This window comes from Acidovorax sp. GW823-FHT05D11 (assembly GCF_058795695.1).
Genome location: NZ_CM179502.1, coordinates 5,137,371 through 5,163,936 on the forward strand (window position 1 = coordinate 5,137,371; position 26,566 = coordinate 5,163,936).

24 protein-coding genes are annotated in these 26,566 nt (G+C 69.1%); 10 read left to right on the top strand and 14 right to left on the bottom strand.

Annotated features, from left to right (window positions below; translation table 11 throughout):
- Window positions 1-13: 13 nt before the first annotated feature.
- The gene (locus tag AC3RCE_RS23695; protein ID WP_492254088.1) at window positions 14-1,054 is read right to left on the bottom strand and encodes an NAD-dependent epimerase/dehydratase family protein; all 1,041 of its coding nucleotides are present in this window, start codon (window positions 1,052-1,054) and stop codon (window positions 14-16) included.
- A gap of 135 nt (window positions 1,055-1,189) precedes the next feature.
- Between AC3RCE_RS23695 and AC3RCE_RS23700 the strand changes: the two genes are divergently transcribed.
- The 4 genes from AC3RCE_RS23700 (at window position 1,190) to AC3RCE_RS23715 (ending at window position 5,037) form a co-directional block, all read left to right on the top strand.
- Window positions 1,190-2,074, top strand: coding sequence for a LysR family transcriptional regulator (locus tag AC3RCE_RS23700; protein WP_369643601.1), 885 nt, complete (start codon window positions 1,190-1,192; stop codon window positions 2,072-2,074).
- Between the two features lie 67 nt (window positions 2,075-2,141).
- Window positions 2,142-3,818: a DUF4139 domain-containing protein gene (locus tag AC3RCE_RS23705; RefSeq protein ID WP_492254089.1), complete on the top strand. Its 1,677-nt coding sequence runs from the start codon at window positions 2,142-2,144 to the stop codon at window positions 3,816-3,818.
- Window positions 3,819-3,982: 164 nt separating this feature from the next.
- Window positions 3,983-4,513: a phosphatidylglycerophosphatase A family protein gene (locus AC3RCE_RS23710; RefSeq protein ID WP_218341206.1), complete on the top strand. Its 531-nt coding sequence runs from the start codon at window positions 3,983-3,985 to the stop codon at window positions 4,511-4,513.
- Entirely contained in the window at window positions 4,510-5,037 is a 528-nt protein-coding gene (locus AC3RCE_RS23715; protein WP_218296767.1) for a CinA family protein, read from the top strand. The genes AC3RCE_RS23710 and AC3RCE_RS23715 overlap by 4 nt, the downstream gene beginning before the upstream one ends.
- Before the next feature lie 130 nt (window positions 5,038-5,167).
- Here the strand turns inward: AC3RCE_RS23715 and AC3RCE_RS23720 are convergent, their stop codons facing one another.
- Window positions 5,168-6,439, bottom strand: coding sequence for an IPTL-CTERM sorting domain-containing protein (locus AC3RCE_RS23720; protein ID WP_492254090.1), 1,272 nt, complete (start codon window positions 6,437-6,439; stop codon window positions 5,168-5,170).
- A 440-nt stretch (window positions 6,440-6,879) separates the two neighbouring features.
- Between AC3RCE_RS23720 and AC3RCE_RS23725 the strand changes: the two genes are divergently transcribed.
- Together AC3RCE_RS23725 and AC3RCE_RS23730 are read left to right on the top strand one after the other, a co-directional pair.
- Window positions 6,880-7,773, top strand: coding sequence for an alpha/beta fold hydrolase (locus AC3RCE_RS23725; protein ID WP_492254091.1), 894 nt, complete (start codon window positions 6,880-6,882; stop codon window positions 7,771-7,773).
- 219 nt (window positions 7,774-7,992) lie between these two features.
- Window positions 7,993-9,870: a patatin-like phospholipase family protein gene (locus AC3RCE_RS23730; protein ID WP_492254092.1), complete on the top strand. Its 1,878-nt coding sequence runs from the start codon at window positions 7,993-7,995 to the stop codon at window positions 9,868-9,870.
- A 111-nt stretch (window positions 9,871-9,981) separates the two neighbouring features.
- Here AC3RCE_RS23730 and AC3RCE_RS23735 read toward each other — a convergent pair whose 3' ends face one another.
- Window positions 9,982-10,806, bottom strand: coding sequence for a UPF0149 family protein (locus AC3RCE_RS23735; RefSeq protein ID WP_492254093.1), 825 nt, complete (start codon window positions 10,804-10,806; stop codon window positions 9,982-9,984).
- 157 nt (window positions 10,807-10,963) lie between these two features.
- Between AC3RCE_RS23735 and AC3RCE_RS23740 the strand changes: the two genes are divergently transcribed.
- Genes AC3RCE_RS23740 through AC3RCE_RS23750 form a run of 3 tightly spaced genes read left to right on the top strand, consistent with a single transcriptional unit; the run spans window position 10,964 to window position 14,275 of the window.
- On the top strand, window positions 10,964-12,706 hold the full coding sequence (locus AC3RCE_RS23740; protein WP_218341201.1) for an FMN-binding glutamate synthase family protein: 1,743 nt from the start codon (window positions 10,964-10,966) through the stop codon (window positions 12,704-12,706).
- A complete protein-coding gene (locus tag AC3RCE_RS23745) occupies window positions 12,703-13,539 on the top strand; it encodes a BUD32 family EKC/KEOPS complex subunit (protein WP_492254094.1) in 837 nt (278 codons plus the stop codon). Before AC3RCE_RS23740 ends, AC3RCE_RS23745 begins: the two co-directional genes overlap by 4 nt.
- Before the next feature lie 31 nt (window positions 13,540-13,570).
- Window positions 13,571-14,275, top strand: a complete 705-nt coding sequence (locus AC3RCE_RS23750; RefSeq protein ID WP_492254095.1) for a hypothetical protein — start codon at window positions 13,571-13,573, stop codon at window positions 14,273-14,275.
- A gap of 14 nt (window positions 14,276-14,289) precedes the next feature.
- Here the strand turns inward: AC3RCE_RS23750 and AC3RCE_RS23755 are convergent, their stop codons facing one another.
- The 9 genes from AC3RCE_RS23755 to argS all read right to left on the bottom strand — a co-directional run bounded on the left by AC3RCE_RS23755 (window position 14,290) and on the right by argS (window position 23,162).
- Complete coding sequence (locus AC3RCE_RS23755; protein WP_492254096.1) at window positions 14,290-14,787, bottom strand: putative toxin-antitoxin system toxin component, PIN family; 498 nt, start codon at window positions 14,785-14,787, stop codon at window positions 14,290-14,292.
- Entirely contained in the window at window positions 14,777-16,081 is a 1,305-nt protein-coding gene (locus tag AC3RCE_RS23760; protein ID WP_492254097.1) for a THUMP domain-containing class I SAM-dependent RNA methyltransferase, read from the bottom strand. The genes AC3RCE_RS23755 and AC3RCE_RS23760 overlap by 11 nt, the downstream gene beginning before the upstream one ends.
- Window positions 16,078-16,560 carry an acyl-CoA thioesterase gene (locus tag AC3RCE_RS23765; protein ID WP_218341196.1) on the bottom strand — a complete coding sequence of 161 codons (483 nt, stop codon included), beginning with the start codon at window positions 16,558-16,560 and terminating at the stop codon, window positions 16,078-16,080. Before AC3RCE_RS23765 ends, AC3RCE_RS23760 begins: the two co-directional genes overlap by 4 nt.
- A gap of 91 nt (window positions 16,561-16,651) precedes the next feature.
- The gene (locus AC3RCE_RS23770; protein ID WP_492254098.1) at window positions 16,652-18,241 is read right to left on the bottom strand and encodes an RNA polymerase factor sigma-54; all 1,590 of its coding nucleotides are present in this window, start codon (window positions 18,239-18,241) and stop codon (window positions 16,652-16,654) included.
- Between the two features lie 172 nt (window positions 18,242-18,413).
- Entirely contained in the window at window positions 18,414-19,199 is a 786-nt protein-coding gene (gene lptB / locus AC3RCE_RS23775) for an LPS export ABC transporter ATP-binding protein (protein ID WP_492254099.1), read from the bottom strand.
- On the bottom strand, window positions 19,196-19,852 hold the full coding sequence (gene lptA / locus AC3RCE_RS23780) for a lipopolysaccharide transport periplasmic protein LptA (RefSeq protein WP_218296755.1): 657 nt from the start codon (window positions 19,850-19,852) through the stop codon (window positions 19,196-19,198). Before lptA ends, lptB begins: the two co-directional genes overlap by 4 nt.
- Before the next feature lie 210 nt (window positions 19,853-20,062).
- Complete coding sequence (locus tag AC3RCE_RS23785; protein WP_218296754.1) at window positions 20,063-20,719, bottom strand: thiol:disulfide interchange protein DsbA/DsbL; 657 nt, start codon at window positions 20,717-20,719, stop codon at window positions 20,063-20,065.
- 79 nt (window positions 20,720-20,798) lie between these two features.
- Window positions 20,799-21,443 carry an SPOR domain-containing protein gene (locus AC3RCE_RS23790; RefSeq protein WP_218296753.1) on the bottom strand — a complete coding sequence of 215 codons (645 nt, stop codon included), beginning with the start codon at window positions 21,441-21,443 and terminating at the stop codon, window positions 20,799-20,801.
- 9 nt (window positions 21,444-21,452) lie between these two features.
- Window positions 21,453-23,162 carry an arginine--tRNA ligase gene (argS, locus tag AC3RCE_RS23795; RefSeq protein ID WP_218341193.1) on the bottom strand — a complete coding sequence of 570 codons (1,710 nt, stop codon included), beginning with the start codon at window positions 23,160-23,162 and terminating at the stop codon, window positions 21,453-21,455.
- A 109-nt stretch (window positions 23,163-23,271) separates the two neighbouring features.
- Here argS and AC3RCE_RS23800 point away from each other — a divergent pair, with 109 nt between their 5' ends.
- Window positions 23,272-23,595: a PsiF family protein gene (locus AC3RCE_RS23800; RefSeq protein ID WP_492254100.1), complete on the top strand. Its 324-nt coding sequence runs from the start codon at window positions 23,272-23,274 to the stop codon at window positions 23,593-23,595.
- A 48-nt stretch (window positions 23,596-23,643) separates the two neighbouring features.
- On the opposite strand, the gene AC3RCE_RS23805 is transcribed toward AC3RCE_RS23800, so the two are convergent.
- On the bottom strand, window positions 23,644-24,099 hold the full coding sequence (locus AC3RCE_RS23805) for a DUF2214 family protein (RefSeq protein ID WP_218296750.1): 456 nt from the start codon (window positions 24,097-24,099) through the stop codon (window positions 23,644-23,646).
- 83 nt (window positions 24,100-24,182) lie between these two features.
- Window positions 24,183-26,438 (bottom strand): IPTL-CTERM sorting domain-containing protein, encoded by a 2,256-nt coding sequence (locus AC3RCE_RS23810; protein ID WP_492254101.1) that lies wholly within the window; start codon window positions 26,436-26,438, stop codon window positions 24,183-24,185.
- Window positions 26,439-26,566: the final 128 nt, after the last annotated feature.

Below are 26,566 nucleotides of genomic sequence, written 5' to 3' on the forward strand. Positions count from 1 at the left end.
AGACAGACACGGGTCAGGCCAGCGCGGCACGGCGCGCCTGCGGCGCCAGCAGCCCCAGGTCGGCGAGCGCCTGGCGTACCGCCTGGTCGAAGGGCGTGTGGGGTTCATCGCCGATGAGCGCGCGCAGGCGCGTGTTGTCCAGCCGGTGCGGCGTGCTCCACAGGTAGCGCATGGCCGCCAGCGCGGCGAACGTGGGCGCCACGGCGCCCGCGATGCGCAGCAGCGGCCAGGGCAGCCGCCCCACCCGCAGCGCGCCGGCATCGGGCAGCCAGCCCTGTTCCGCGGCAATGGCCGTGAAGCTGTGCAGCCATTGCCGGGCGCTGGCGTGGTGCCCCGCGAAATGCAGGCATTCAAAGGCGGCCAGGCGATGCCGCTCCTGGGCCACGCGCACGAAGGCACGCGCCAGGTCGGGCAGGTAGGCCCAGGGCGTGGCCACGTCCAGCGGGCCGGGCCAGGTGATGCGGCCCCGGGGCAGCTCCCTGGCGATGGCCTGGTCGAGCCAGCTGCCCGTGCCGCTGCCAAAGAAGTCGCCCGCGCGCACCACCACTGCCCGCAGTCCGCCGTCCCGCGTGGCGGCGGCCAGGCGCTGCTCGAGCTGCACGCGCAGGCGGCCCTTGAAGCCGGTGGCGACCTGGGGCGTGTCCTCGCGCAGCACGGCGGGCATGCCCTCGCCGAAGTTGTAGACGTTCCCGGGCAGCATGAGCGTGGCGCCCAGCGTGCGCGTGACGGCGACCGCCGCCTCCATGAGGGCGGGCGCCTCGTCGCGCCAGGCCTTGTGCGTGTAGGCCGGGTTGAGCGCATGCACCACCACCTGGGCGCCCCGGGCCTGCGCCGCCAGCGCGGGGGTGTCCTGCACCGCCGCGGGCAGCCACCACACGCCGGGTATGGCCGGCAGCGCCGCTCCCTGGGCGCCCGGCCGCACCTGCGCCAGCACCTGCCAGCCCGCCTGGGCGAAAGCGCGGGCGGCGGCCTGCCCCAGGCGGCCCCGGCCTCCAAGGATCAGCACGGTGGAAGCCGCCGGGGCGGCGGTGCTGAGCGTGGCGCTGGTGGTCATCGGGGGCCTTTGTGAAAAGAAGGAATGGGGTGATTGTGGAAATGCGCGGCGAACTACACAATTGCCTAACTTTTCATATCAGCAATTCATTTTTGAATAGCAAGGCCCGCAGAAACCGGAGCACGCCGCCGCCCCATGAATCAGACCTTCGACTGGAGCCTGGTGCAGTCCTTCCTGGCCGCGCTCGACCAGGGCAGCCTGCTGGGCGCGGCGCGCGTGCTGAACGCGAGCCAGCCCACCATCGGCCGCCACATCGCCGAGCTGGAGACACAGCTGGGCGTGGTGCTGTTCGAGCGCACCGGGCGCGGGCTGCTGCCCACGGCCACGGCGCTCCAGCTGGCCGAATCGGCGCGCGCGATGGAGGCCGGCGCGCACCAGCTCGCGCGCAGCGTGTCGGGCGCGCAGGCCGGGGTGAGCGGCACCGTGCGCATCACCGCCAGCCAGCCCGTGGCCTGCGCGCTGCTGCCCCCCGTGCTCGCGCGCATGCGGCAGGCGCTGCCCGAGGTGCAGGTGGAGCTGGTGGCCAGCAACGAGGTCACCAACCTGCTGCGCCGCGAGGCCGACATCGCGCTGCGCATGGTGCGCCCCAGCCAGGCCAGCCTGGTGGCCAGGCGCATCGGGGCGGTGACCCTGGGCGCCTACGCCCACCGCGACTACCTGCGCCGCAAGGGCGTGCCGCGCCAGCCGGCCGACCTGCTGCAGCACGAGCTGATCGGCAACGACCGGCACGAGGACATTCCGCAGGGCTTCGCGGCCATGGGCTACCCGGTGGAACGCCAGCATTTCGCCTTCCGCACCGACGATCTCATGGCCTACTGGGCGGCCGTGCGCGCGGGACTGGGCATCGGCTTCGTCGGCCGCTACCTGGCCCGCACCGATCCCGAGGTGGTGGCCGTGCTGCCCCTGCTGCCCCTGCCCGAGCTGCCCATCTGGCTCACGGTCCACCGCGAGATCCGCACCAGCCGCAGAATCCGCGCCGTGTATGACTTCCTGGCGCACGAGGTCCCGGGGATGCTGTGAGCATCCGGCAACGCCACACGGCTGCTAGCATCCCATTTCCGTTTGTCCACCGCGCCCGAGGAACCCCGTGATCCACTTCCCCATCGCCCTGCGCTTGCGCGCTCCACGCCCGCTGCGGCACGCGTGCCTGGCCGGCCTGGCCGTGCTGTGCAACGTGGCCCCGGCGGCCCTGGCCCAGGACACCTCGCGCATCACGCGCGTCACCGTCTATCCGGGCAGCGCCACCGTGGAGCGGGTGGCCAAGGTGCCCGCCGGCGCGCGCAGCCTCACGCTGGCCTGCCTGCCCGCGTCGCTGGATGCGCAAAGCCTGCAGATCAACGCTGACCCCGGCGTGCGGGTGGGCGAGTTCAATGTGCTCACCGAAGACCGCGATGTGGTGGCCGCCTGCGCCAGCCCCCTGGACGGCCGCATCCGCGAGCTGGAGGACCAGATCGCCGGCGTGAAGGCCGAGGCCTCGGCGCTGCAGCTGGTGGACAGCTACCTGCGCGGCGTGGCCCACGCGGGGCCCGCCCCCGGCGATGCGGCGGCGGCGGGCCGCACCGGCGGCCTCGCCCCCGCACCCGCGCAGATCACCGCGACGGCCGAGGTGCTGCGCAAGTCCGGGCAGGACAGCTTTGCGCGCGCGCACCAGCTCCAGCGCAAGCAGGAATCGCTGGAACTGGCGCTCAAGCCCCTGGTGGCCGAGCGCGAGCGCGTGGCCAGCCAGCGCGCGCGGGTGGTGTCCGTCACCATCAACCTCGCCACCGAGCGCGAGGCCGAGCTGCGCCTGTCCTACCAGGTGCGCGGCCCGGGCTGGCAGCCCACCTACCGCGCCACGCTAGACGCCGGCCAAGCCAAGGTGCTGGTCGAGCGCCAGGCGCTGGTGGCGCAAAACAGCGGCGAGGACTGGGGCAACGTGCAGCTGACCCTTTCCACCGGCCAGCCCGGCCGCGCCACCCAGGGCCGCCTGCCGCGCGCCTGGACGCTGGACCTGGCACCGCCGCCGCAGCCCGTGGCCGCGGCGGCCCCCATGATGGCCATGGCCCCGCCCGCCCCCGCGCCCGCGGCCCGCGCGCGCAATGTGGCCGAGGAGGCCATGCCCACGTTCGACGTGAGCGCCACCGACAAGGGTTTCGCCACCGAATTCGCGGTGCCGCAGCGCATCACCGTGCCATCGAGCGGCCAGCGCGTGACGCTGGCGCTGGGCAGCCACGCCGCGCCCGCCACGCTGATCACCCGCACGGCCCCCGCCGTGGAAGAAGCCGCCTACCTGGTGGCCGACATCGCCCAGCCGCCCGGCGTGTGGCCCGCGGGCCCGGCGGGCCTGTACCGCGACGGCGCGTTCGTGGGCAGCGGGCGCATCGACTTCGGCACGCCCAGCCCGGGCGCTCCGGCGGGCAGCACCAGCCTGTCGTTCGGCCGCGATGAACTGGTCACGGTGCGGGCCGAGCCCGCGCAGGACCTGACCGGCAGCGCGGGCTTCACCGGCTCGCGCACCGAGCGCAAGACCCGCCGCGCCTACAGCGTGGAAAACCGCCACAAGACCGGCATCACGCTGCAGGTGCTGCATGCCGCGCCGGTCTCGCGCAACGAGAAGATCGAGGTCGAATCGCGCTACCAGCCCCAGCCCGCCGACATGGCCTGGAACCGCACGCCCGGCACCGTGGCCTGGCAGCAGGCCCTGGGCGCGGGCGCCACGGCGCAGTTCAGCGCCGAGCACACGATCCGGTATCCCAAGGATGTGGAGCTGCAAGAGCGCCAGTAAATGATGAGGCACCCCCTGAGGCGCTTCGCGCCGTCACCCCTCTCTCGCTGCGCGGGAAGGGGACGCACCCGGTGGCCTGGCAAAGCCAGTTTCACAGGTACGCTGGCCTTGTGCGCGCCAGCTCCATACGCCGTGGGTTGCACGAAGCACCGTTGATTGTTGATATGACCCCCAGCTCTCCTTCCGCCCACACACCCGCCCCCCGGCGCCCCACCGTGGCGTTCATGTTTTCTCACCCGGCGCACTTCATCGCCCTGGGTTTTGGCGCCGGGCTGTCGCGCGTGGCGCCGGGCACCGTGGGCACGCTGTGGGCCTGGCTGAGCTACCTGGTGCTGCAGCAATGGCTGTCGCCCCAGCACATGGGCCTGCTGATTGCAGGGAGCACCGTGGTGGGCTGGTGGGCCTGCACCACCACCGCCCGCAACATGGCAGTGGCCGACCCCGGCAGCATCGTGTGGGACGAGGTGGTGGCCTTCTGGCTGGTGCTCTGGCTGGCCATGCCCATGGGCTGGTGGGGGCAGCTCGCGGCATTCGCGCTGTTCCGCTTCTTCGATGCCGCCAAGCCCGGCCCCGTGGGCTGGGCCGACAGCCTGTTCAAGGGCTTTGGCTGGCGCGGCGGCTGGGGTATCTTGTGGGACGACTTTGTGGCAGCCTTCTGCACGCTGCTGGCCATTGCACTGTGGAGGTTCCTATGACAACCGCATCGCTATCGAATGAAGAGCTGCTGGCGCTTGATACATCAGCGCTGGAGGCCAATTTGACGCAAATTTCTCTGCGGCTGCTGAAACACAGCCACCTGCTGGCCACCGCCGAGAGCTGCTCGGGCGGCATGATCGCGGCGGCCTGCACCGACCTGGCGGGCTCCAGCCAGTGGTTCGAGCGTGGTTTTGTCACCTACTCCAACACCGCCAAGGTCGACATGCTGGGTGTGCCCGCCGCCCTGATCGAACAGGACGGCGCCGTGAGCGAGTCCGTGGCCCGCGCCATGGCCGACGGGGCGCTCACCCATTCCCAGGCGCAGGTCAGCCTGGCCGTGACGGGCGTGGCCGGCCCCACGGGCGGCAGCGACGCCAAGCCCGTGGGCACGGTGTGGTTTGCCTGGTGCGTGAATGGCGAAACCCACAGCGAGATGCAGCACTTTGCGGGCGACCGCGCCGCCATCCGCACGGCCACGGTGCGCTATGCGCTGCAGCGGCTGCTGGCCTGGTTGCCCGCCTGAGGCGGCGTTGCCTTGCGCCGTCTCACGCCGTTGATTCGCGTTGCCGCGGTACCGCACTGCCTGCGGCTTCCGCTTGGGCTATACGGTTGAACGCACATCCGCATGAGACGACGCCCGCAGGCGGGTCGGCCTATGCGCGGCCGCGAAAAACACCGCGCTGCCTTGCAGGGATCGCTGCCAGCCCGAGCAGACCTGCCAGCAGCACCAGCCCCCACGACGAAAGCGTGGGCACGGCCATGGCCGCCCCCAGAGCCACGGCAAACACCCCCGACAGCAGGCCCAGGTTCTGCGGATTGCCGTGGGCGTCGCGCGCTCCCGTCACCTGCACGTCGACCGCCGGGAGCACCAGATTGCCCGCGCCCACGGTGAAGCTCTGCACGTAGTGCGTGCTGTCCGTCCAGCTGCCGCCCGTGGGCGTCAGTACGGCAGCCAGCCCCGGCTGGTTGGGGAAGCTCAACACCGGCGTGCTGGCGGTGTCCATGGGTTCGCTGAAAGTGATCGTCAGCGTGAAGAGCTCCCCGGCGCGCAGGATGCTGCCGCCCCGCTGCGTGGTCAGGTCGCTGCGCAATACGGCGGTGCTGGGCGCGACCGCCAGGACGCTGGGGTTCCTGGTGTCGATGCTGAACACGCCCGTGAGTTCGAAATCGGTGTTCTTGTTGTCGGGGTCGTCCTTGCGCCCCACGCCGCCGGCGATCAGCACGTTGATGCTGTCGAACTGCTCGTCGCCATCGGCAATCGTCCAGGTCACTATGTAGCGGTTGCGGTTCGCCCATGTGGATGTGACATTGCCGAGCGTGAGCGGCGTGCCACCCGTGTTGGTGAACACCAGGTTCGTGCACAGATAGTTGAGCGGCACCCCATTGGGGCACCCGCCATAGTCGCTGGCAATGTCATACCGGATAACGAATGTGACGGTTTTCCCGATGTCGGCGTCGGTGAGGACATGGCCGCTGCCGGCCGGGTGCACCAGGATGCCGCCATCGATGACACCCTTCATATCGACGACATGCGGGGGAGGGATGAAGACAATCTCGAACACGTCGGCCTGAAAGCCGGGGGACTGGACCGCGCCCACGGTGTCCTTCGCGCCGCTGACCGCCACGTCCACCGGGCTGATGTTCACGACCATGCTGGCGGTGCCATAGTTCTGCCGGAACGTCGTGGCATCGAGCCAGGTCGAGGTGGTGGGCACCAGAAACGCCCCGGGGTCTTCACCCGCCGTGGGAAACGAGATGACCGGAGTGACGGCGGTGTCCATGGCGACGTCGTAGGTCACCGTCAAATGAAAGGCGTCACCGCCCGACACCGGGGAGTCGCTGGGCACGACCGAGACCATCGCCGGAGCCGCCAGCGCAAACGACGCCGCCAGGCACAGGCACCACGGCAGCAGCAGCCGTGCCATCAGCCGGCCCCGCCCCCTTGAAATCACGCCCACCCCAAGCCCCGCCCCGCCTGTACAGCCCATCTCTGTCGTACCCACAACCATTCCTTTTTCGGCCCACAGGGCCTGTTTCTTTTTTTTCGCGCCGAGCACCTTGCCGAACCACCGGTGGAATTCAGAACCTGCGAGGGAAAACCCGGTGCCACGCGGGGCTGCCGCGCACCGCGCCCCAGGCTGCTGCCGGCTGCATGCGGACACCCCGGGGTGCCACCGCGCGAGCCGGCCGTCAGTGTAACTTTACGTAAGCAAAGACGATCTGACGGCGGCCCCGCGGCGCGAACTGGGGCACCCGGTCGCCAACGCGCCCCTCGCGCGCGCCCACCACCGCGTCCACCGCCAGCGCGCTCTTGCGCTGCAGCGCTGCGGTGTAGCATGGGCGCACCTCATTCGCGGCGCACACCATGCACTGGTTCCAAGGATTCAACACCCAACGTATCGCCACGGGCGAGGCAGATATCTTTGTGCGCACGGGCGGCAACGCCGAGGGGCCGCCGCTCTTGCTGCTGCACGGCTTTCCGCAAACGCATGCGCTGTGGCACCGCGTGGCGCAGCAACTGCAGCACGACTACTTTTTGGTGATGCCCGATTTGCGCGGCTATGGCGACTCGTCGCACGCCCCCGGCCTGCCCGGCCACGCCAACTACAGCAAACGCGCGATGGCGCAGGACATGGCCGAGGTCATGACGGCGCTGGGCCATGAGGCGTTCTTCCTGTGCGGCCACGACCGGGGCGGCCGCGTGGCGCACCGCCTGGCGCTGGACCACGCGGCGCGCGTGCGCAGGCTGTGCGTGATCGACATCGCGCCCACGCTCGACATGTACGCCCGCACCGACATGGATTTCGCGCGGGCCTACTACCACTGGTTCCACCTGATCCAGCCCGCGCCGCTGCCCGAGACCATGATCGGCGGCAACGCGCGCGCCTACCTGCACGCCAAGCTGGGCGGCTGGGGCAGCGCGGGCCTGGCCCACATCGAACCCCAGGCCCTGGCCGACTACGAGCGCTGCTTTTGCACGCCCGAGGCCATCCACACCGCGTGCGAGGACTACCGCGCCAGCGCGGGCATCGACCTGGACCACGACCGCACGGGCCGCGCGCAGGGCGAGAAGATCGCCTGCGACACGCTGGTGCTGTGGGGCGAGCACGGCGTGGTGCACCGGCTGTTCGATCCGCTGGCGCTGTGGCAGGCGCAGTGCGCGGGCGCCGTGACCGGCCAGGCCGTGCCCGCCGGGCACTTCATCCCCGAGCAATTGCCCGAGGCCACGGCCGGCGCGCTGCGCGCCTTCATGCGCTGACGGCGCGGGCCCGGGCCGCGCACGGACCACAATCGCCGCGGCAGGCGTGCATTTGTTCACGCAGGCCCCGGCCGGCGCCTGCCGCCGGGCACGCGCAGGGGCTCCGGCGTTCCTAGAATCCGCCGCTTCGCAGCTGCGGAATCCGTTGCGAAGTCCTGTGCGCAGGCACCCCGTTTTCCGCAGCGCCCCCCCAAAACAAGCCCTGCCGATTGCGCGACCATGCCCCCTTTCACCGCCACCCAGAACCAACTGCTCACCGAGCACCTGCGCAGCTTTCTGCACGGCATCGAGCCCGAGGCGCTGGAGCTGCTGCGGGCCCACCTGGAATGGGTGGAGTTGCCCGGCGGCAGCACGCTGATGGCGCAGGGCGAGCCGGGCGAATCGATGTACCTCACGGTGAGCGGCCGCCTGCGCGCCTATGTGCGTGGCGACGACGGCCACCAGCGCCGCGTGGCCGACATGGGGCGCGGCCAGGTGATCGGCGAGATCAGCCTGTTCACCGATGCCCCCCGCGCCGCGACCGTGGTGGCCGTGCGCGACTCGGTGCTGGTGCGCCTGACCAAGGACGTGTTCAAGACCCTGCTGGCCAGCAGCGCGCAGGTGTCCATCGCGCTCACGCGCCAGATCATCCAGCGCCTGCAGTCCGGGACGGCCGCCAACGTGGCCGCGCTGGAGCGCCCCGTGGCCATGGGGCTGCTGCCGATCAGCGCCGGGGTGGACCTGCAGGGCTTCGGCCAGGGCATGGCACGCCAGCTGGGCCTCATCGGCCGTGTGCGCGTGGTGGATTCCGCCACGGTGGACGCCGAACTGCGCGAGGCCGGCATCGCGCAGCGCGAGGGCGCCGACGCCACGGCCAACCGGCGCATCGCCATGCTGCTCGACGAGATCGAGGCGCGCAACGACTTCGTGCTGCTGGTCGCCGACCCCGAGCCCACGCCCTGGACGCGCCGCGTGAGCCGCCACTGCGACGAGCTGCTGCTGCTGGCCGACGCGCAGGCCGAGCCCGCCCTCCACGCCATCGAGGAGCAGTGCCTGCTGCGCCGCGCGCCGCTGGCCGAGGCCGCCGAGATCCTGGTGCTGCTGCACCCGGCCGGCACCCGGTGCCCGCAAGGCACCCAGCGCTGGCTGGACCGCCGCCCCGTGGCCGACCATCTGCACGTGCGCCCCGCCCTCGACCGCGACATGGCGCGCCTGGCCCGCATCCAGAGCCGCACGGCCGTGGGCCTGGTGCTGGCCGGTGGCGGCGCGCGCGGCTTCGCGCACCTGGGCGTCTACCGCGCGCTGCAGGAAGAAGGCGTGGAGATCGATTGCGTGGGCGGCACCAGCATCGGTTCGGTGATGGCGGCGTACGTCGCCTCCGACCAGCCGCTGGAGGACGTGATGGCCAATGCGCGCGAGGCCTTTCGCACCAACCCCACGGGCGACTTCAACCTGCTGCCGCTGCTGTCGCTCATCAAGGGCCGGCGCCTGCGCCACATCCTGCTCGCGGCCGTGGAGCGGCTGGTGGGCTTCCCCGCGCAGATCGAGGACCTGTGGAAGAACTACTACTGCGTGGCCACCAACTACTCCAAGGCAAGCGAGCAGGTCGTGCGCCGGGGCAGCCTCGTGAAGTCGCTGCTGGCCAGCATCTCCATCCCCGGCGCGCTGCCGCCCGTGGTGCACGAGGGCGACCTGCTGTGCGACGGCGGCACGTTCAACAACTTTCCGGTGGACGTGATGCGCGGCATGCGCGGCGTGGGCACGGTGATCGGCGTGGACCTGAACTTCAGGAAGCCCCGGCGCATCGACCTGGACGACGTGCCCACGAGCTGGGCCCTGCTGCGCGACAAGCTGCGGCCGCGCGCCAAGCGGCGCTACCGGCTGCCGTCGCTGGCGAGCTACCTGATGAACGTGACCATCCTGTACAGCATGTCGCGCCAGCGCCAGTCGCAGCAGCTCACCGACCTGTACTTCAACCCGCCCATGGACCGCGTGGGCATGCTGCAGTGGAACCGCTTCGAGCAGATCGTGCAGCAGGGCTATGCGCACGGTACCGAGGTGCTCGACGCGCTGGATGCCGTGCGCCGCCAGCGCATCGGCGGGCTGCGGGCGGCCTGAGAAGCAGCCCGCGCGGTGCGCGGGTTTCAAATCAAAAAAGGCCGTGGCGCCTGCGTGACAAGCGCCAATTGCTATTCATTTAATAGCAATCCAACCCATGGAGACCGGAACTCAGGTCGCCCCGTGGCACTTCTTGTACTTCTTGCCGCTGCCGCAGGGGCAGGGGTCGTTGCGGCCCGGCTCGGGGGCCTTGCGCACCGTTTCCACGCGCGGGCCCATGCTCTTCCAGATCTGGCGCAGGTCGTACACGGCCCAGATGGCTTCGCCGAAGGCCTCGACGCGCGCCTGGCTGGTGCTGGGCGGGCCGTCCTCGCTGTACATGCAGACCTCGGGCTTGCCGGTGTCGTCCTCGGTCAGCGCGACGATGCTGTCCAGCGCGTCGTCCAGCCACCGGGCGGCCTCCTTGTCGCGCGGGGCGGCCCAGTCCTCGGGCCAGTTCTCCACGGCGAACATGAAGCCCAGGGCCCAGACCTGGCCGAAGGACGGGATTTCCTGGTCGTCGCCCATCTCCGCGCGCTGCTCGTCGGTGAGGCTGGCCACCGCGCCGCGCATGTCCATGGCCTCGGGCTGGAAGGTGCGGTCGTCATCCAGCGTTTCGACCTTGGTGTCCAGCTGCGCCACGATCTCGTTCCAGCGGCGGTCCCACAGCGCGAGGAAACGCGCCTGCTGGGCGGCATCCGCGAAGGCGGGCAGCAGCGGCAGGGGCTCGCCCTCGGCCACATCGAGCTCGGCGCCGTCGCCCAGCAGCATGGGCAGGTATTCGGCGGGGGCGATGGGGCGGCGGCTGCAGATCACGGCGGTCATGAAACCGTCGCAGAACTCCCACTGCGGGATTTCCTCGCCGCGCGAACGCAGGTCGTCCAGGATGTTGTCGATCTCTTCGAGTTCGTCGGGGCCCAGCCCCAGGGGGGAGGCGGCAGGCGTGGTATCGGTCATGGCAGGGCTCCGGTCAATCGCTCAGGGGCGAAGAAGAACAATTTTTTACTTCTATGATGCTGCGCAGGTCCGCCGCTTGCGGCCGGGCCTGCGAAAAGGCGGCCAGTGTAGCCCTCTCGCCGCCTGGCGCCCGGCATCCCGCAGAATCAGGACCCCCATGATCCACCAACTGAACTCCCTGTACCCGGTGCGCTACACGGCCTTCGCGCTGTGCGTTTTCGGGCTGCTGCTGTCGCTGTTCGCGCTGGTGGCCTTTAGCGTGGGACTGCCCGTGGTGCTGGTGTTCGCCGCCCTGGTGGCCGTGGGCGTGTACGACCTGCAGCAGTCGCGCCACGCCATCCTGCGCAACTACCCGGTCATCGGCCACATCCGCTTCATGCTCGAATACGTGCGGCCCGAGGTGCGCCAATATTTCATCGAGAGCGACAGCGAGGCCGCGCCGTTCTCGCGCGCGCAGCGCTCGCTGGTGTACCAGCGCGCCAAGGGCGACCCGGACAACCGCCCCTTCGGCACCCACCTGGACGTGGGCGCGCAGGGCTACGAATGGGTCAACCACTCGCTCGCGCCCACGCAGCTGCCGTCGCACGACTTTCGCGTGTGGATCGGCGGCAACCCCGATGCACCGTCGCCGTCCGTGGCGCCCTGTACCCAGCCCTACCACGCGAGCGTGTTCAACATCTCGGCCATGAGCTTTGGCGCGCTGTCGGCCAACGCCATCCTGGCGCTCAACCAGGGCGCCAGGAAGGGCGGCTTCGCGCACGACACGGGCGAGGGCAGCATCAGCCAGCACCACCGCGTGCACGGCGGCGACCTGATCTGGGAGATCGGCTCGGGCTACTTCGGCTGCCGCAATCCCGACGGCACGTTCAGCGAAGAGCGTTTTGCGGCCAACGCCACCGACCCGCAGGTCAAGATGATCGAGCTGAAGCTGAGCCAGGGCGCCAAGCCCGGCCACGGCGGCGTGCTGCCCGGGGCCAAGGTCACGGCCGAGATCGCGGCCGCGCGCGGCGTGAAGGAAGGCGAGGCCTGCATCTCGCCCGCCAGCCACAGCGCCTTCCGCAACCCGGTGGAGATGATGCAGTTCATCGCCAGGCTGCGCACGCTCTCGGGCGGCAAGCCCACGGGCTTCAAGTTCTGCCTGGGCCACCCGTGGGAGTGGTTCGCCATCGTCAAGGCCATGCTGGTCACGGGCATCACGCCCGACTTCATCGTGGTCGACGGCGCCGAGGGCGGCACCGGCGCGGCCCCGGTGGAGTTCAGCGACCACGTGGGCGCGCCGCTGCAGGAGGGCCTGCTGCTGGTGCACAACACCCTGGTGGGCGTGAACCTGCGCGACCGCGTGCGCATCGGCTGCGCGGGCAAGGTCATCAGCGCCTTCGACATCGCCCGCATGATGGCGCTGGGCGCCGACTGGTGCAACGCGGGGCGCGGCTTCATGATGGCGCTGGGCTGCATCCAGGCGCAAAGCTGCCACACCGGCCACTGCCCCACGGGCGTGACCACGCAGGACCCGCTGCGCCAGCAGGCCCTGGTGGTGCCCGACAAGGCCACGCGCGTGGCGCAGTTCCACCGCAGCACGCTACACGCGCTGCAGGAGCTGGTGCAGGCCGCCGGCCTCACCCACCCCAAGGACATCACGGCCCACCACATCGTGCGCCGCATCAGCGACACCGAGGTGCGCCTCTTGTCCAACCTCATCACGCGCATGCTGCCCGGCGCGCTGCTGGGCCCGCTGGACGCGCAGCACAACGTGTTCCGCCTGTACTGGCCCCTGGCCAGCGCGCACAGCTTCCAGGCCAGCGAGCCCGCGCTGGAGCCCTCCATCCCGCACCATGTGGAGCTGGTCCATGCGGCGGCGGCAGGCACCGCCGCCGCGGTGGCAGGGGACGCGGCCGTATGACGATGGACATCCCCGGGGCCACCGCCGACTACGGCGCCTTCCTGCAGCAGCACCTGGCCACGCAGCTTCACGCGGTGATGGCCCACGTGCTGGGCGGCGAACAGATCTGGATCAAGCGCGCGGGCGCGCCCCACGGCACGGGGCGCTACCGCGCCATGGCCGTGCTGGCCGGCCTGCTGCGGCTCCCGGTGCTGCGCCCCGTGCCCAACCCCGGCGGCACCGCCGCCATCGCCACCGAGGTGCGGCGCCTCACGGACCTGGCGGCGCGGGGTGTGCGCGTGCCCGTGGTGCTGGCCGCGCAGCGAGATGGCTTCGCGATGCGGCACCTGGGCCGCACGGGGGAGGAGACCCATTCGCTGGGCAACGAGATCGACCATGCCGTGCAGGCGGGCGACACGGCGGCCGTGCTGGCGCTGTGGCAACAGGGGCTGGACACACTCGCCCATGTGCACCGCCAGGGCACGTGCCTGAGCCAGGCCTTTGCGCGCAACCTGGTGCGCTGCCCCGATGGCGAAGTGGCCTGCATCGACTTCGAGGACGATCCTGCGTCCGTGCTGCCGCTGCCGGTATGCCATGTGCGCGATGCGCTGTGCTATGCGCACTCCACGGCCATCTATCTGCACCAGAGCGGCACGCTGGGCGAGGGGCGCGAGTGCTGGGCGGCGTGGGTGGCGCAGGGGAGCACGGAGATGCGGGAGGTGCTGGCGACCAGCGTTCGCCGGATGGGGTGGATGCGGCAACTGCCTGCGAGCCGCAAGCTGGGGCGGGACTTGCAGCGGGTGCGGGCGGCGTATGACTTGCTGACGGCATGCACCAAGCTCACGCCCCCCTGAAACTGAAATTAATTACTAAGCCGGAGCAAAGATGCAAATCAGCCGCCGCTGCAGGATCACTACAGCCTTCGTTTTAACATGGGATGATATTCAGAAAATTCACAAAAAACTTTCGGTTGATCTTCCAAAAATATCTTTGAGCGCAACCAGTGCAGATGGCCTAACAAGATCTTTTGAAGATCTCGATGAACTATGCAGTTTCAGAAATGCAAAGAAAACTGAAATTACAGAGCTAGAGTTCATTGCACGCGATAGCGCATTCGGGCAACGATGCTCTATGTCTTTTAGTTCACAGCGTCAATCCAACGTCTCTTTTGCAGTTGATGCAACCGAAACAACCGCCACCCGCTTAAACGAATTTTTCGAAGACCTCATAGAATCCATGCGCCCATGGTACTCGATTGTCGCAAGAACCAATTGGGAAAATTTGCTTCTAGGATTAATGGTGATGGCAGCCACCATTCTATTGTTAGCCGCATTAATTATGGGAAAAATGAAAGAAGTCGCACAGAATAGCTTCTCCGGAGATTTAAAGATCGCAGGAATACTATCAGGACTCATTCCATGGGTTATTGCCATTACCTTAAATAAAATTAGAGATAAATTTTTCCCGATGGAAACATTTAGCATCGGTGATGGCACCAGACGGCACAATCAGCTTGAAACAATTCGAACCACCGTAATTGTGAGCTTCGTTATTTCGATTGCTGCGTCGTGCGTAATGCTGTTTTTTTAGCAAAATTCACGTTACTAAACCGCGATGAGGATGCTCTCATCAACAGCAGCACGCTCCAGCACCACCTCCGTCGCCACATCCGCCCCCAGGTTCGCCAACCGCTTGCGCATGCAGATCACCGCTTTGTCCTTGCTCAGCAAGATCGCCCGGTGCGCCGCCGCCAGGTCGATGAACTTCTGGTCGTCCGCGTCCTTGCAGACGTAGGTGATGCGCGGCGCGATGTCCACCAGGCGGACCTCTGCTTCGAAGACGGCAAGCACCTGCGCCGCGTCCACGCGGTAGTAGTCCATGCGCTCTGCGATGTGCGGGTAGGCCAACACCCGCTCCAGCTCATCGCGCATGACCTGCGTGGCGATCCATGACAGGCGCCCCTGGGCCAGCAGCGTGCGCAGCGGCGCGGTACGCGGGTCGCTGAAGATCAGCAGGTCCAGCGCCACGTTGGTGTCCACCACCACGGGGCGCGCGGGCTCGCCCTCAGCGGCCTCGGCGGGCAGCGAAAGCTCAACCCGCATCGCGCGGGCCGCCGGCATCGGGCGCCTGGGGCGGCGCCTTGGCACCGCGGTCGCGCACGGCGCCCTTGATCATGTCGAAGCGAAACATGCGGCATTCGATGGGGCCGTTCCACATCGGCACGCGGCGCGACTCCTTCAGGCGCATCTTGCCGGGCAGCTTGAGGTCGGGCGTGAGCATCCAGGCCGTCCAGCCGCTGTAGTTCTTCTTCCAGTGCGCGGCCAGCTGGCTGAAGAACTCGCCGCCATCGTCGGTATGGGCTTCTTCACGGCCCACGGCCAGGCCCTGGGCACGGTCGGCCGCGCGCTCGCTGGCATTGCGGCCCGCGGCACCGGCCGCGGCGATGCGTTCGCCGTACGGGGGGTTCAGGAGCATCACGCCGGGCTGCTCGCACGGCGGCATGCGCTGCAGCGCATCGCCTCCGCGCAGCTGCACGGCGCCCGCCACGCCGGCGCGCTCGGCATTGCGCTCGGCGAAATCCACCATCCGGAAGGCGACGTCACTGCCGAAAATAGGCACAGCGCCTGTCTGTATTGCACCTTCAGCTTCATTTTTAATAGCAGACCAGACATGGGCCTGGTAGGGCAGCAGTTTCTCGAACGCAAAGCGGCGCAGCATGCCCGCCGGGATGCGGCAGGCGATCTGCGCGGCCTCGATGGCGATGGTGCCGCTGCCGCAGCAGGGGTCGTACAGCGGCTGGGGGTTGTCGCCGTGGGGGTCCCAGCCACTGGCGGCGATCATGGCGGCGGCCAGGGTTTCCTTGAGCGGGGCGTCGCCCTTGTCCTCGCGCCAGCCGCGTTTGAACAGCGGCTCGCCCGAGGTGTCGATGTAGATGGTGGCTTCGTCGGTGGTCAGGTGCAGGTGGATGCGCACGTCGGGCCACTGCGTGTTCACGTCGGGGCGCACGCCGCTCTTGGCGCGAAAGCGGTCGGCCACCGCGTCCTTGACCTTGAGCCCCGCGAAATTGAGGCTCTGCAGCGGGCTGTGCTGGGCGGTCACCTCGACCTTGAAGGTCTGGCGCGTGGTGAACCAGATTTCCCAGGCCACGTCGCTGGCGGCGGCGTAGAGGTCGTTCTCGGAGCGGTACGGGCGGTGCGCCAGCTGCACCAGCACGCGCTGGGCCAGGCGGCTGTGCAGGTTCAGCAGCAGCGCGTCGCGCCACGAGGCGCGCAGCAGCACGCCGCCCCGGCCCACCAGCAGGTCCTGCCCCGTGAGGCCGGTGATGCCGTGCACTTCGTCGGCCAGGAAGCCCTCCACACCGGCGGCGCAGGGGAGAAAAAGTTGGAGTTGGTTCATGACGATGGTGAGGATACGCGCTCGGAAAGTGCGTGTGAATCCGGCGTGCCGGCACGGGCCAGCAGCAACTGGCGGATGGAGTCCGGGATCGGCGCCACCTTGCGGCCGGCCTTGCCGATGAAAACGATGCCGATCTTGCCGCGCGCCACCTCGCGGCCCGAGGTCTTCTCGGTCATGCAAAAGACCAGGTCGAACCCATAGCGGTTGAAGTCCGCAGGCGCCATCTCCACGCGCATGGTCTCGCCGTGGAAGCCCTCGGACTTGTACTGCGCCACGATGTCTCCGACCACGATGGACAGCCCGCCCACGTCGGCCTCGGGGTAGCCGAGTGACTGGAAAAACCGCACCCGGGCCTCGGACACGAGGCTCAGCAGCTGCGCGTTGTCCAGGTGCCCGCCCTGGTTGACATGGCTGATGTAGATCTGCATTTCGGTGGCGAAGCCGAAGTGCGCGGGAAGGTCGAAGACGATGCGGGCCATGGACGGGGTGGCGAAGTGAGAGGGAAAGACGGCAACGGAGCGGAAAAACGGGCCACCAGGCGCATGCGCCGTGCACACGCTCGCACGGCGCCTACAGGGCCTTGCGCAGATTCGCCGGCGCGATCTTGAGCGCCTCGCGGTACTTGGCGACGGTGCGGCGCGCGCACTCGATGCCCTGCTCCTTGAGCATCTCGGCGATCTGGCTGTCGGACAGCGGCTTGGTCGGACTCTCGGCGGCCACGAACTGCTTGATGAGGGCGCGCACGGCGGTGCTCGACGCATTGCCGCCGGTCTCGGTGCCCAGGCCCGAGCCGAAGAAGTACTTGAGCTCGTAGGTGCCGATGGGCGTGGCCATGTACTTGGCCGTGGTCACGCGGCTGATGGTGGACTCGTGCAGGCCCAGCTCGTCGGCGATGTCGCGCAGCACCAGCGGGCGCATGGCGAGTTCGCCGTGGGTGAAGAAGTTCTTCTGCCGCTCCACGATGGCGCGCGAGACGCGCAGGATGGTGTCGAAGCGCTGCTGGATGTTCTTGATGAACCAGCGCGCCTCCTGCAGGCGCTGCTGCATGCCCTGGTGGCCCTCGCCGCCCTTGTGGCCGCGCAGGGCGCCGGCATAGATGTCGTGCACGCGCAGGCGCGGCATCACGTCGGGGTTGAGCTGCACGATGAAGTTGTGCTGCCCGTCGCGGCCATTGGCGCGCCCGGCCTTGCGCACGATCACGTCGGGGATGATGATGTTGCGCTCCACGTCGGCGAAGCGGCGCCCCGGGCGCGGCTCCAGCCGGGCGATCAGCGCCATGGCGGCGCGGGTGCGCTCCTCGCTGTCGCCGCAGGCCTGCGTGAGGCGGCGCACGTCGCGCCGCGCCAGCATCTCCAGCGGCTGCTGGCACACGCGCAGCGCGGTCTGCACGGTGTCGGGGTCGATGTCGATGTCCTCGTCGGCGGCCAGCGCCTTGAGCTGCAGCGTCAGGCACTCGGCCAGGCCGCGCGCGCCCACGCCCACGGGCTCCAGGCTCTGCAGCAGCCGCTGTGCCACGGTGAAGCGGTGCACCAGTTCCTCGATCTGCTCCAGGTCGTCGGGCCCGGCCAGGCTGATGGCCAGCTCTTCGAGCGGATCCTCCAGGTAGCCGTCGTCGTTGAGCGATTCGATCAGGAAGCGCAGCGCGGCGCGGTCGATCTCGGACAGGCGCAGCGCCAGCGCCTGTCGGTGCAAAAAGGCGGTCAGCGATTCGTGCGTGCGGGCCAGCTCGGTGGCGTCGGCCTCGTCGCCTTCGGCGTCGTTGCGGTTGCGGGCGGGGGCGTCGCCGCCCCACTCGGCGTCGTTGGGCGCCATCTCCACCGTGCCGTCGCCGCTCCAGTCGGGCTCGTCGGCGCCCGCGCTCGGTGTTTCAGCATCATTTTGAGCCTCAGCGCTGGTACTGCTTGCGCTGGTAGCTCCTGAAAAAATAGCATCATCCGCGCTGTAGTCGTCGGCCTGGGCCGGCGTATCGGCGGCTTCCAGGCCAAACTCCTCGCGCGGCGCCTCGTCGACGTTGCGTTCGAGGAACGGGTTTTCGTCGAGCATCTGCTCGACTTCCTGCGAGAGTTCCAGCGTGGACAACTGCAGCAGCCGGATGGACTGCTGAAGCTGGGGGGTCAATGCAAGATGCTGCGAGACGCGCAGCGAGAGTCCAGGTTTCATTGATTGAGCGCCGCCGGGCCGCCCCAAGGCGCGAAGGCCCCCTCGGGGGGCAGCGAACCACGCGCAGCGGGGAGCGTGGGGACACCGTACCGCGCCGCCGGGCCGCCCCAAGGCGCGAAGGCCCCCTCGGGGGGCAGCGCAGTACACGAAGTGACAAGCGTGGAGGCCATGTCTACATGCGGAAATGTTCGCCCAGGTACACCCGGCGCACTTCGGCGTTGTCCACGATCTCGGACGGCGTGCCCTGGGCCAGCACCTGGCCATCGCTGATGATGAAGGCGTGGTCGCAGATGCCCAGCGTCTCGCGCACGTTGTGGTCGGTGATGAGCACGCCGATGCCGCGCGCCTTGAGAAAACCGATGATGCGCTGGATCTCGATCACGGCGATGGGGTCGATGCCCGCAAAGGGCTCGTCCAGCAGGATGAAGCGCGGCTGCGTGGCCAGCGCGCGGGCGATCTCGACGCGGCGGCGCTCGCCGCCCGACAGGGCCATGGCGGGCGAGGCCCGCAGGTGGTCCACGCGCAGCTCCTGGAGCAAGGCCGTGAGACGCTCTTCGATGGCCTCGCGCGACAGCGGCTTGCCGTCGTCGTCCGCGCGCTGCAGCTCCAGCACCGCGCGCACGTTCTCTTCGACCGTGAGCTTGCGGAAGATGGAGGCTTCCTGCGGCAGGTAGGACAGCCCCAGCCGCGAGCGGCGGTGGATGGGCATGTGGGCCACCGAATGGCCGTCGATGCGGATGTCGCCCGCGTCGCTGCGCACCAGGCCCACGATCATGTAGAACGAGGTGGTCTTGCCCGCGCCGTTGGGCCCCAGCAGGCCCACGACCTCGCCCTTTTGCACGACCAGCGACACATCCTTGACGACCTTGCGGCTGCCATACGACTTGGCCAGGTGCTGCACCTCCAGGCGGCTGCCCGCCTGGGCGTCAGGACCGGAGCTGACGGGCTGCGCGCTCACTTGGAGCCGCCGCCAAGGCTGTTGCTGGGGCGCAGCACCGGCGCCGATGCCGGGGGCGCGGCCTCCGGCGCGGCGGTACCGGCGGGCGGGTCCTTGGGCGCGAGCACCGCGCGCACCCGGCTGCCGGGCGCGGGCGCATCGCCCGCCGCATTGGTCGCGGGGGTGCGCTTGCCGTCCACGGTGAACACATCGGTGAGGTTGTTGTAGACGATCACGGCGCCGGTGATCTCGTCGCTGAGGACCGCCCCGCGGTAGCGGCGCAGTTCGGCGCGGGTGATGAAGCGCACGTTGTCGGCCTTGCCGTCGTACTCGATGACTTCGCTCTCGCCTTCGATGAACTCGTCCGGCGCGCCGGCCACGGTATCGCGCTTCTGGCGGAAGAAGGCCCGCTTGCCCGCCTCGGCCGTGACCACGCCGTACTGGTAGCCGTCGGCGTCCTGGCGCACGTCCAGCCGCGCGCCGCGCAGCACGATAGAGCCCTTGGTCATGACCACGCGGCCCGAGAACACGCTGGTCTGCTTGAGCTCATCGTGTCGCAAGGCGTCGGCCTCGATGTTCATGGGCTTGGCGCGGTCGGCCTTTTCGGCGTGCGCCGCGCCCAGATGGCAGGCCAGGGCGACAAGCAGGAGGTGGGGGAGGATGCGGTAGTTCATAGGGCACGAATCTTGCAGGTCATTGTAGCCACCCCACGGCGCGCGCCATGAAAAAAGCCCGCATCCGCGGGCTTCTTCTTGGGACATCCGAGGCCGTCGGCGCTTGGAAGCCGACGCCTGCACCCGTGGAGCCGGCGCTGCCGGGCCGCCGGGTGCGTTCCCCTTGGCAGGAAGGCGGCTCACGAGGGCCACGCTTCCTTCAAGGAGGCGTCACCCCTTTTTCGCCGTGGCGGCCAGATGCTCCACCACCTGCAGCACGTTCTGCATGTTGCCGGCCATGGTGCCATCGGTGTAGTACTTGCCGGCCACGCCCATGGAAGGCACGCCTTCCACGCCATACGCGTCCTGCAACTGCGACGCACGGCGCACCTGGTTGGACACGGTGAAGGAGCCGTAGACCTCCTTGAACTTGGCGGCATCGACCCCCTGCTGGGTCACCCAGGCCAGGATTTCGTCGTCCTTGGCCAGCTTCTGCTTTTCCACATGGATGGCGCGGAACACCTTGGCGTGCAGCGCGTCGAGCTTGCCCATGCCTTCGAGCGTGTAGTAGAGCTTTTGCTGCGGCACGAAGCTGGCATTGAAGGCCACGGGCATGCGGCGGATGCTCATGTCCTTGGGGGCGCTCTTCACCCATGCGTCGAGCGTGGGCTCGAAGGCGTGGCAGTGGGGGCAGCTGTACCAGAAGAATTCGATCACATCGACCTTGCCGGCGGGCGCATCGGGCGCCACGGGCTTGTCCAGCCGCTTGAAGTCCTTGCCCTCCTTGAACTGGCGGGCCTGGGCCAGCGCGGGGGTGGCCACTGGCAGCGTCAGGGCGGAAGCGGCAACCGCCGAGGCGGCGGACAAAGAAAACTCACGGCGTTTCATGGCAAAGACTCTCCTGGTTCTGGTCTGGGGGATGTGAGCCATGCCCCCGCAAAAAGTTCAGCTCCCGCTGCGCGGCAGTTCAGCGCTGCACCCGCACCAGGGCCGATTCCACCCCGGCGCCGTCGAGCTTTTCCTTGAGCTGCTCGGCATCATCGCGCTTGGTGAACGGGCCCACGCGCACGCGGAACACGGCCCGCCCATTTTGCTCGCGCTCGCTCACCCGGGCCTCCCAGCCCAGCATGGCCAGCTTGGCGCGCTGGGCATCCGCATCGGCCTGGGTGCGGAATGCCCCGGCCTGCACGAAGTAGTCGAACGGGTCCAGGTTGCCCTTGGCGGCGGCCTTGGCGACGGCCAGATCGCCCAGCGGATCGGCGCCGGGCTTGCTTTCGGCCTTGGCCGCCTCGGGCTTGCTGGCAACCGGCTTGGGCGCGGAGGCGGCCGCCCGCACCTCGGGCGCCGCCGCGGAGGCGGGCGCGGAAGCCGCCGCCACCGCCGGCGCGGGGGGACGCGCGGGGTTCTTGCCGTACAGCGGAGAGTTCGGGTCCCAGTTCTTGTTCTTCTGGGATTCGGCGGCATCCATGTCCACGCCCCGCCCGTTGCCCTTGTTGAGGAAGGGCACCGGCACCTTGGTCACGTACACGGCCACCGCCAGTGCGGCCCCCAGGCCCACGATGACCCCGACGATGAAGCCGATGATGGTCCCACCCGTCTGTTGTTTCTTCATAGTGACTGCTTACATTCTGGCCGGAGCCGACACGCCCAGCACGGCCAGGCCATTGTGCAATACCTGCGCGGTGGCGGCGACGAGGGCCAGCCGGGCCCGCTTGACGGTTTCATCGTCCACCAGGATGCGCTCGGCGTCGTAGTAGCTGTGGTAGCTGGCGGCCAGGTCGCGCAGGTAGAAGGTCACGTCGTGCGGCGCCTCGCCGTCGGCGGCGGCGGTGAGCATCTCGGGGTACTTGGCCAGCTGCAGCATCAGCGCCTGGGCCTGCGGGCCTTCGAGCGCCGACAGGTCCGCGCCCTGGAGCGAGGCCACATCGCCGCCGCCCTGCTCGGCCCAGCCGCGCAGCACCGACTGGATGCGCGCGTGGGCGTACTGCACGTAGTACACCGGGTTGTCGTTGTTCTGCGCCACGGCCAGGTCCACGTCGAAGGTGTACTCGGTGTCGGGCTTGCGGCTCAAGAGGAAGAAGCGCACCGCGTCCTTGCTGGTCCATTCGATCAGGTCGCGCAGCGTGACGTAGCTGCCCGCGCGCTTGCTGATCTTGACCTCTTCGCCGCCCTTGACCACGCGCACCATGGTGTGCAGCACGTAGTCGGGGTAGCCCTGCGGGATGCCCACGCCGGCTGCCTGCAGCCCGGCGCGCACGCGGGCGATGGTGCCGTGGTGGTCCGTGCCCTGGATGTTGACGACCTTGGTGAAGCCGCGCTCCCACTTGGCGATGTGGTAGGCCACGTCGGGCACGAAGTAGGTGTACGTGCCGTCCTTCTTGCGCATGACCCGGTCCTTGTCGTCGCCGTAGTCCGTGCTCTTGAGCCACAGCGCGCCGTCCTGCTCGTAGGTCTTGCCGTTGGCCACGAGCTTGCCCACGGTGGCCTCGACGCGGCCGCTGGTGTACAGGCTCGACTCGAGGTAGTACTCGTCGAACTTCAGATTGAAGGCCTGCAGGTCCTTGTCCTGCTCGTTGCGCAGGTAGGCCACGGCGAACTGGCGGATGGACTCCACATCGTCCACGTCGCCGCTGGCGGTGAACGCGCGGTCGTCGGCCTTGACGGTCTTCTTCGCGAGGAAGTCGTTGGCGATGTCCTGGATGTAGTCGCCGTTGTAGAACGCCTTGGACGCCGGGTTCTCGGGGTCGGTGGGCCAGCACTCGTCGCCGGGCTTGAAGCCCTTGGCGCGCAGCTGCGTGCTGGTGGTCAGCGTCTGGATCTGCACGCCCGCGTCGTTGTAATAGAACTCGCGGTGCACCTTCCAGCCCTGGGTGGCAAAGAGGTTGCAGATCGCGTCGCCCAGCGCCGCCTGGCGGCCGTGGCCCACGTGCAGCGGGCCGGTGGGGTTGGCCGAGACGAACTCGACCAGCACGCGCTGGCCGTTGTCGGCCTGGTAGCCAAAGCGGTCTCCGGCACCCAAGACCTCGCGCACCACTTCCTGCTTGGCGGCGGGCTTGAGGCGGATGTTGAGAAACCCGGGGCCGGCGATCTCGATGGCATCAACCCAGCGGGCAAACGCGGGCGTGGCCTCGAGCGCGGCCTTGAGCTGCTCGCCCAGCGCGCGCGGGTTGAGCTTGAGCGGCTTGGCCAGCTGCATGGCCGCCGTGCAGGCGAAGTCGCCGTGGGCGGCCACCTTGGGGGATTCGAACGCAGCGCGCCCGGCAGTGCCGGGCGACAATTTTTCCAGCTCGCCGGCGAGCGCCGCGAGCAATTCCTGTTTGACGGAGAGCATGCGGGGATTCTACGGGGGCGCCCCGTCATCCCATCCCTCCGCTGTGGCGTTATGCTGAATGGCCCGGTGTCCACCGGGCCATCCATCCCCCTACCCGCAGGAGCATTACATGAAGAAACTGCTTTCCCTGATGACGGCCATCGGCCTGACCCTCTCCCTGGCCCATGCCGCCGACGCGCCTGCTGCCGCGGCCTCCGCGCCGGCCAAGGCGCCCACCGCGCAGCAGAGCAAGATGGCCACCTGCAATGCCGACGCCAAGGAAAAGAAGGGCGACGAGCGCAAGGCCTTCATGAAGGAATGCCTGTCTGCCAACAAGCAGGAAAAGCAGCAGACCAAGATGAAGACCTGCAACGCAGACCCCAAGGCCAAGACCCTCAAGGGCGACGAGCGCAAGGCCTTCATGAAGGAATGCCTGAGCAACAAGCCCGCCTGACACACCTTGGCCCCCAAACAAAGCCCCGCACGCGGGGCTTTGTGCTTTCTAGCGCGTGCCCACGCCCCGCGCCAGGAACACGGCCAGCAGCGGAATCACCACCAGCAGGTGCGCCTCGATCATCACGAGGCGGCGCGTGCCGCGCACCTCGGCCTCGGTGGGCAGCGCACCCGTGGCGCGCAGCTGCTTGCGCCAGCGCAGGAAGCGCACCGTGGGCACGATGGAGATCAGGCCGATGACCACGAACAGCGTGACCTTGGTGTGCAGCAGGGGCTGCGACCAGTACCACCCCGCGCCCTTCATGCCCCACCAGGTGCGCGCCAGGCCCGTGGCCAGCACGGCGATGGCGGAGATGCCATAGACCATGTCCACCCGCGCCAGGCGCTCCACCACCGCGGCGTTGAGCCACTCCTTGCGGCACAGGGCCGCCTCGCTGGCCAGGAAGACGGTCATGGTCAGGATGGCCAGAAAGTGGGCGTAGGCCAGCAGGGCTTCAGTGGTCATGGGGCGCCTCGTGAGAATGGGACTGGCAATGCTAGCGCATCCGGCAAAAAACTCCTGATTTGATAGCTTTCAGCGCTTTCTCATCAAGCGCTGGAGGCCGATCCGGCTTGAAACCTGCGCAGCGCTGCCAGCCCCAGCAGCGCCGCCAGCACGAGCAGGCCCCATTCGGACAGCGTAGGAATCGCCTGCGCGCCGGCGGCCAGCCGCAGCATGGCGTGCGGGTCGGCGATGGCGCCGGGGGCGGGGTCGTTGTCGCCCGTGCCGTTGTCGGTGACGGCAAAGCTCACCGTGTCGCCGCTGACCGCGCCATGCGGGAACCAGAGCGCCGTGGCACCGGCCGTGGCGGGGCCGAACTTGCGCGGCACCAGCCCCGCCAGGCTGCCGCCGGGGTAGGTGATGGCCACCGCGAGCGTGGCGCCCGCGCAGCCCGTGGCCGTGAAGCGCAGCACGCCCAGCGGTGCGGTCGCGCCTGCGGGCAGGTTGTCGCCCGGGGCGGCGGCGGTCAGCGCCAGGCTGCCCACGGTGCAGCCCGCCGGGCCGCCGGAGATGCTGGCCTGCGCCATGCCGCCGCCGGGCACCGCCAGGCTGGCCTGGCCCACCGTCAGCGCCAGAGGCCCGCCCGTGGCGCTGGTGTTGTTGGCATCGCCCGCATAGCTGGCGGTGATGGCGTGCGCGCCCACCAGCAGGCCGCTGACGGTGCAGGCGGCCACGCTGCCCGTGATGGCGGGCGGGGCCGCGCAGGCCAGCGGCAGGCCGTCCGCGCTGAAGCTCACCGTGCCCGTGGGGTTGCTGGCGCTGCCGAACGTGGCGGTGAGGGTGACGCTGGCCCCCAGTGCGCTGGGGTTGGCGTTGGCCGCCAGCGCCAGCGTGGGCGCCGCCATCACGGCAAAGGTACGCGCTACGGGCGCCGCCGCCGCCCAGGCCCCGCCGCCCGGCTGGCTGGCCGTCAGCGTGCACGAGCCCGCGCCGCTGAAGCTGGCCACGCTGCCCGCCACGCTGCACGCGCCCGTGGCGCTGTAGGTGATCGGCAGGTTCGACGTCGCCGTGGCGCCCAGGGTCAGCGTGGTGCCCGCAGCCTGCGCGGGGATGGTGGCGGGGAGGAAGGTGATGCTCTGCGCGCCCAGGGGCGTGACCGCGTTGGTCACGGCGGCGTCCGAATCGGGTTGCGTGGGGGATCCGTTGTGCGCCACCACGCGGAACGTGTAGCTTGTTCCATTGGCCAGGTTCGCCACGGTGCAGCTGTGCCCGGAGCCGGTCACGGTGCAGGATCTGGCGGGGTCTTGCACGGCGGTGGCGGTGTAGCTGGTGATGGGGGCCCCATAGGCGTCCGCCCACCGTTCCGGGCTCCAGTCCACCGTCGCCTCGGCGTCGCCCGCGGTGGCGGTGGCGCTGGCCGGCGGGGGCGGCTTGCCTGCCTGCACCGTGATGGAAGTGGGCAGCGACGCCGAGCAGTGGCGGCTGTCCGTCACCGTGGCCGTGAAGCTGAACGTGCCCGTGGCCGTGGGGGTGCCGGAAATGGCGCCTGCAGCCGACAGCACCAGACCCGGAGGCAACGCCCCCGCCGCGACCGCGAAGGACGACCCGCCCACCGCCCCGGCCTGCGCCAGCGTGTAGGCATAAGCGGCCCCGGCCGTGCCGTTGGCGGGCGTGCCGGTGGCCGTCATGGCGGGGGCGGGGCAGAGCGTCACGTCGTCGATGCCGATGTAGTCGCCGTTCGCGCCGAAGGTGCCGGCGCCGGTCACGAAGTAGCGGAACGCGACGCGGCCCGAGGTGGGGGCGGCCAGCCCGGACACGGTGATGCGGTACTGCGTCCAGGCGGCGGGGTAGCCGCCCGCCGCCAGGCCGGGGTTGATGCTCGTCAGCAGCGTGGTGAAGTCTCCCACGTCGGTGGCGGTGGTGCCCACGTCCGTGCTGGCGCCCTGCGTGCTCATGCGCACTTCCAGGCGGTCGGGGTAGTCCGTTGGGTTGGGGACCGGCTTGCGCGTGTAGAAGGTCAGCACGTCGCCATTGCTCAGCGTGCGGTTCGGCATGACCAGCCAGTTGCTGATGGTGCCGCTGCTGCCCGTGTTCCTGAAGTTGGCCGCTATGTAGGCATTGGCTGCGCCGCTGTAGGCGTCGAACGGGCCGGGGTCCGGCAAGGCAGAGATGGGGGTGCCCTGGAACCAGCCCATGGCGCCCACCGGGGCGCTGTTGTTCTGCATGACCCAGCCATTGCCCGATAGCGTGAAGGTGTCGTCAAAGCCTTCGTACAGGACTTGCGCAGGGGCCGCGCCCGGCAGCGCAGCCGCGGCGGCCAGCAGCAGGCCCGCAAGGCGGGCGGTGGTGGAGGGGAATGGCATGGGTGGGCTGGTGGCGATGAAGATGCGCCATGTTGCCGTTGCCTGCCGTTTTTGTATGTCCTCAGAACTGAGGACAAGGCCCTGCCAGGGTTCTATGCAAAAAATAGCCCCCAGCGCCCACCCATCAA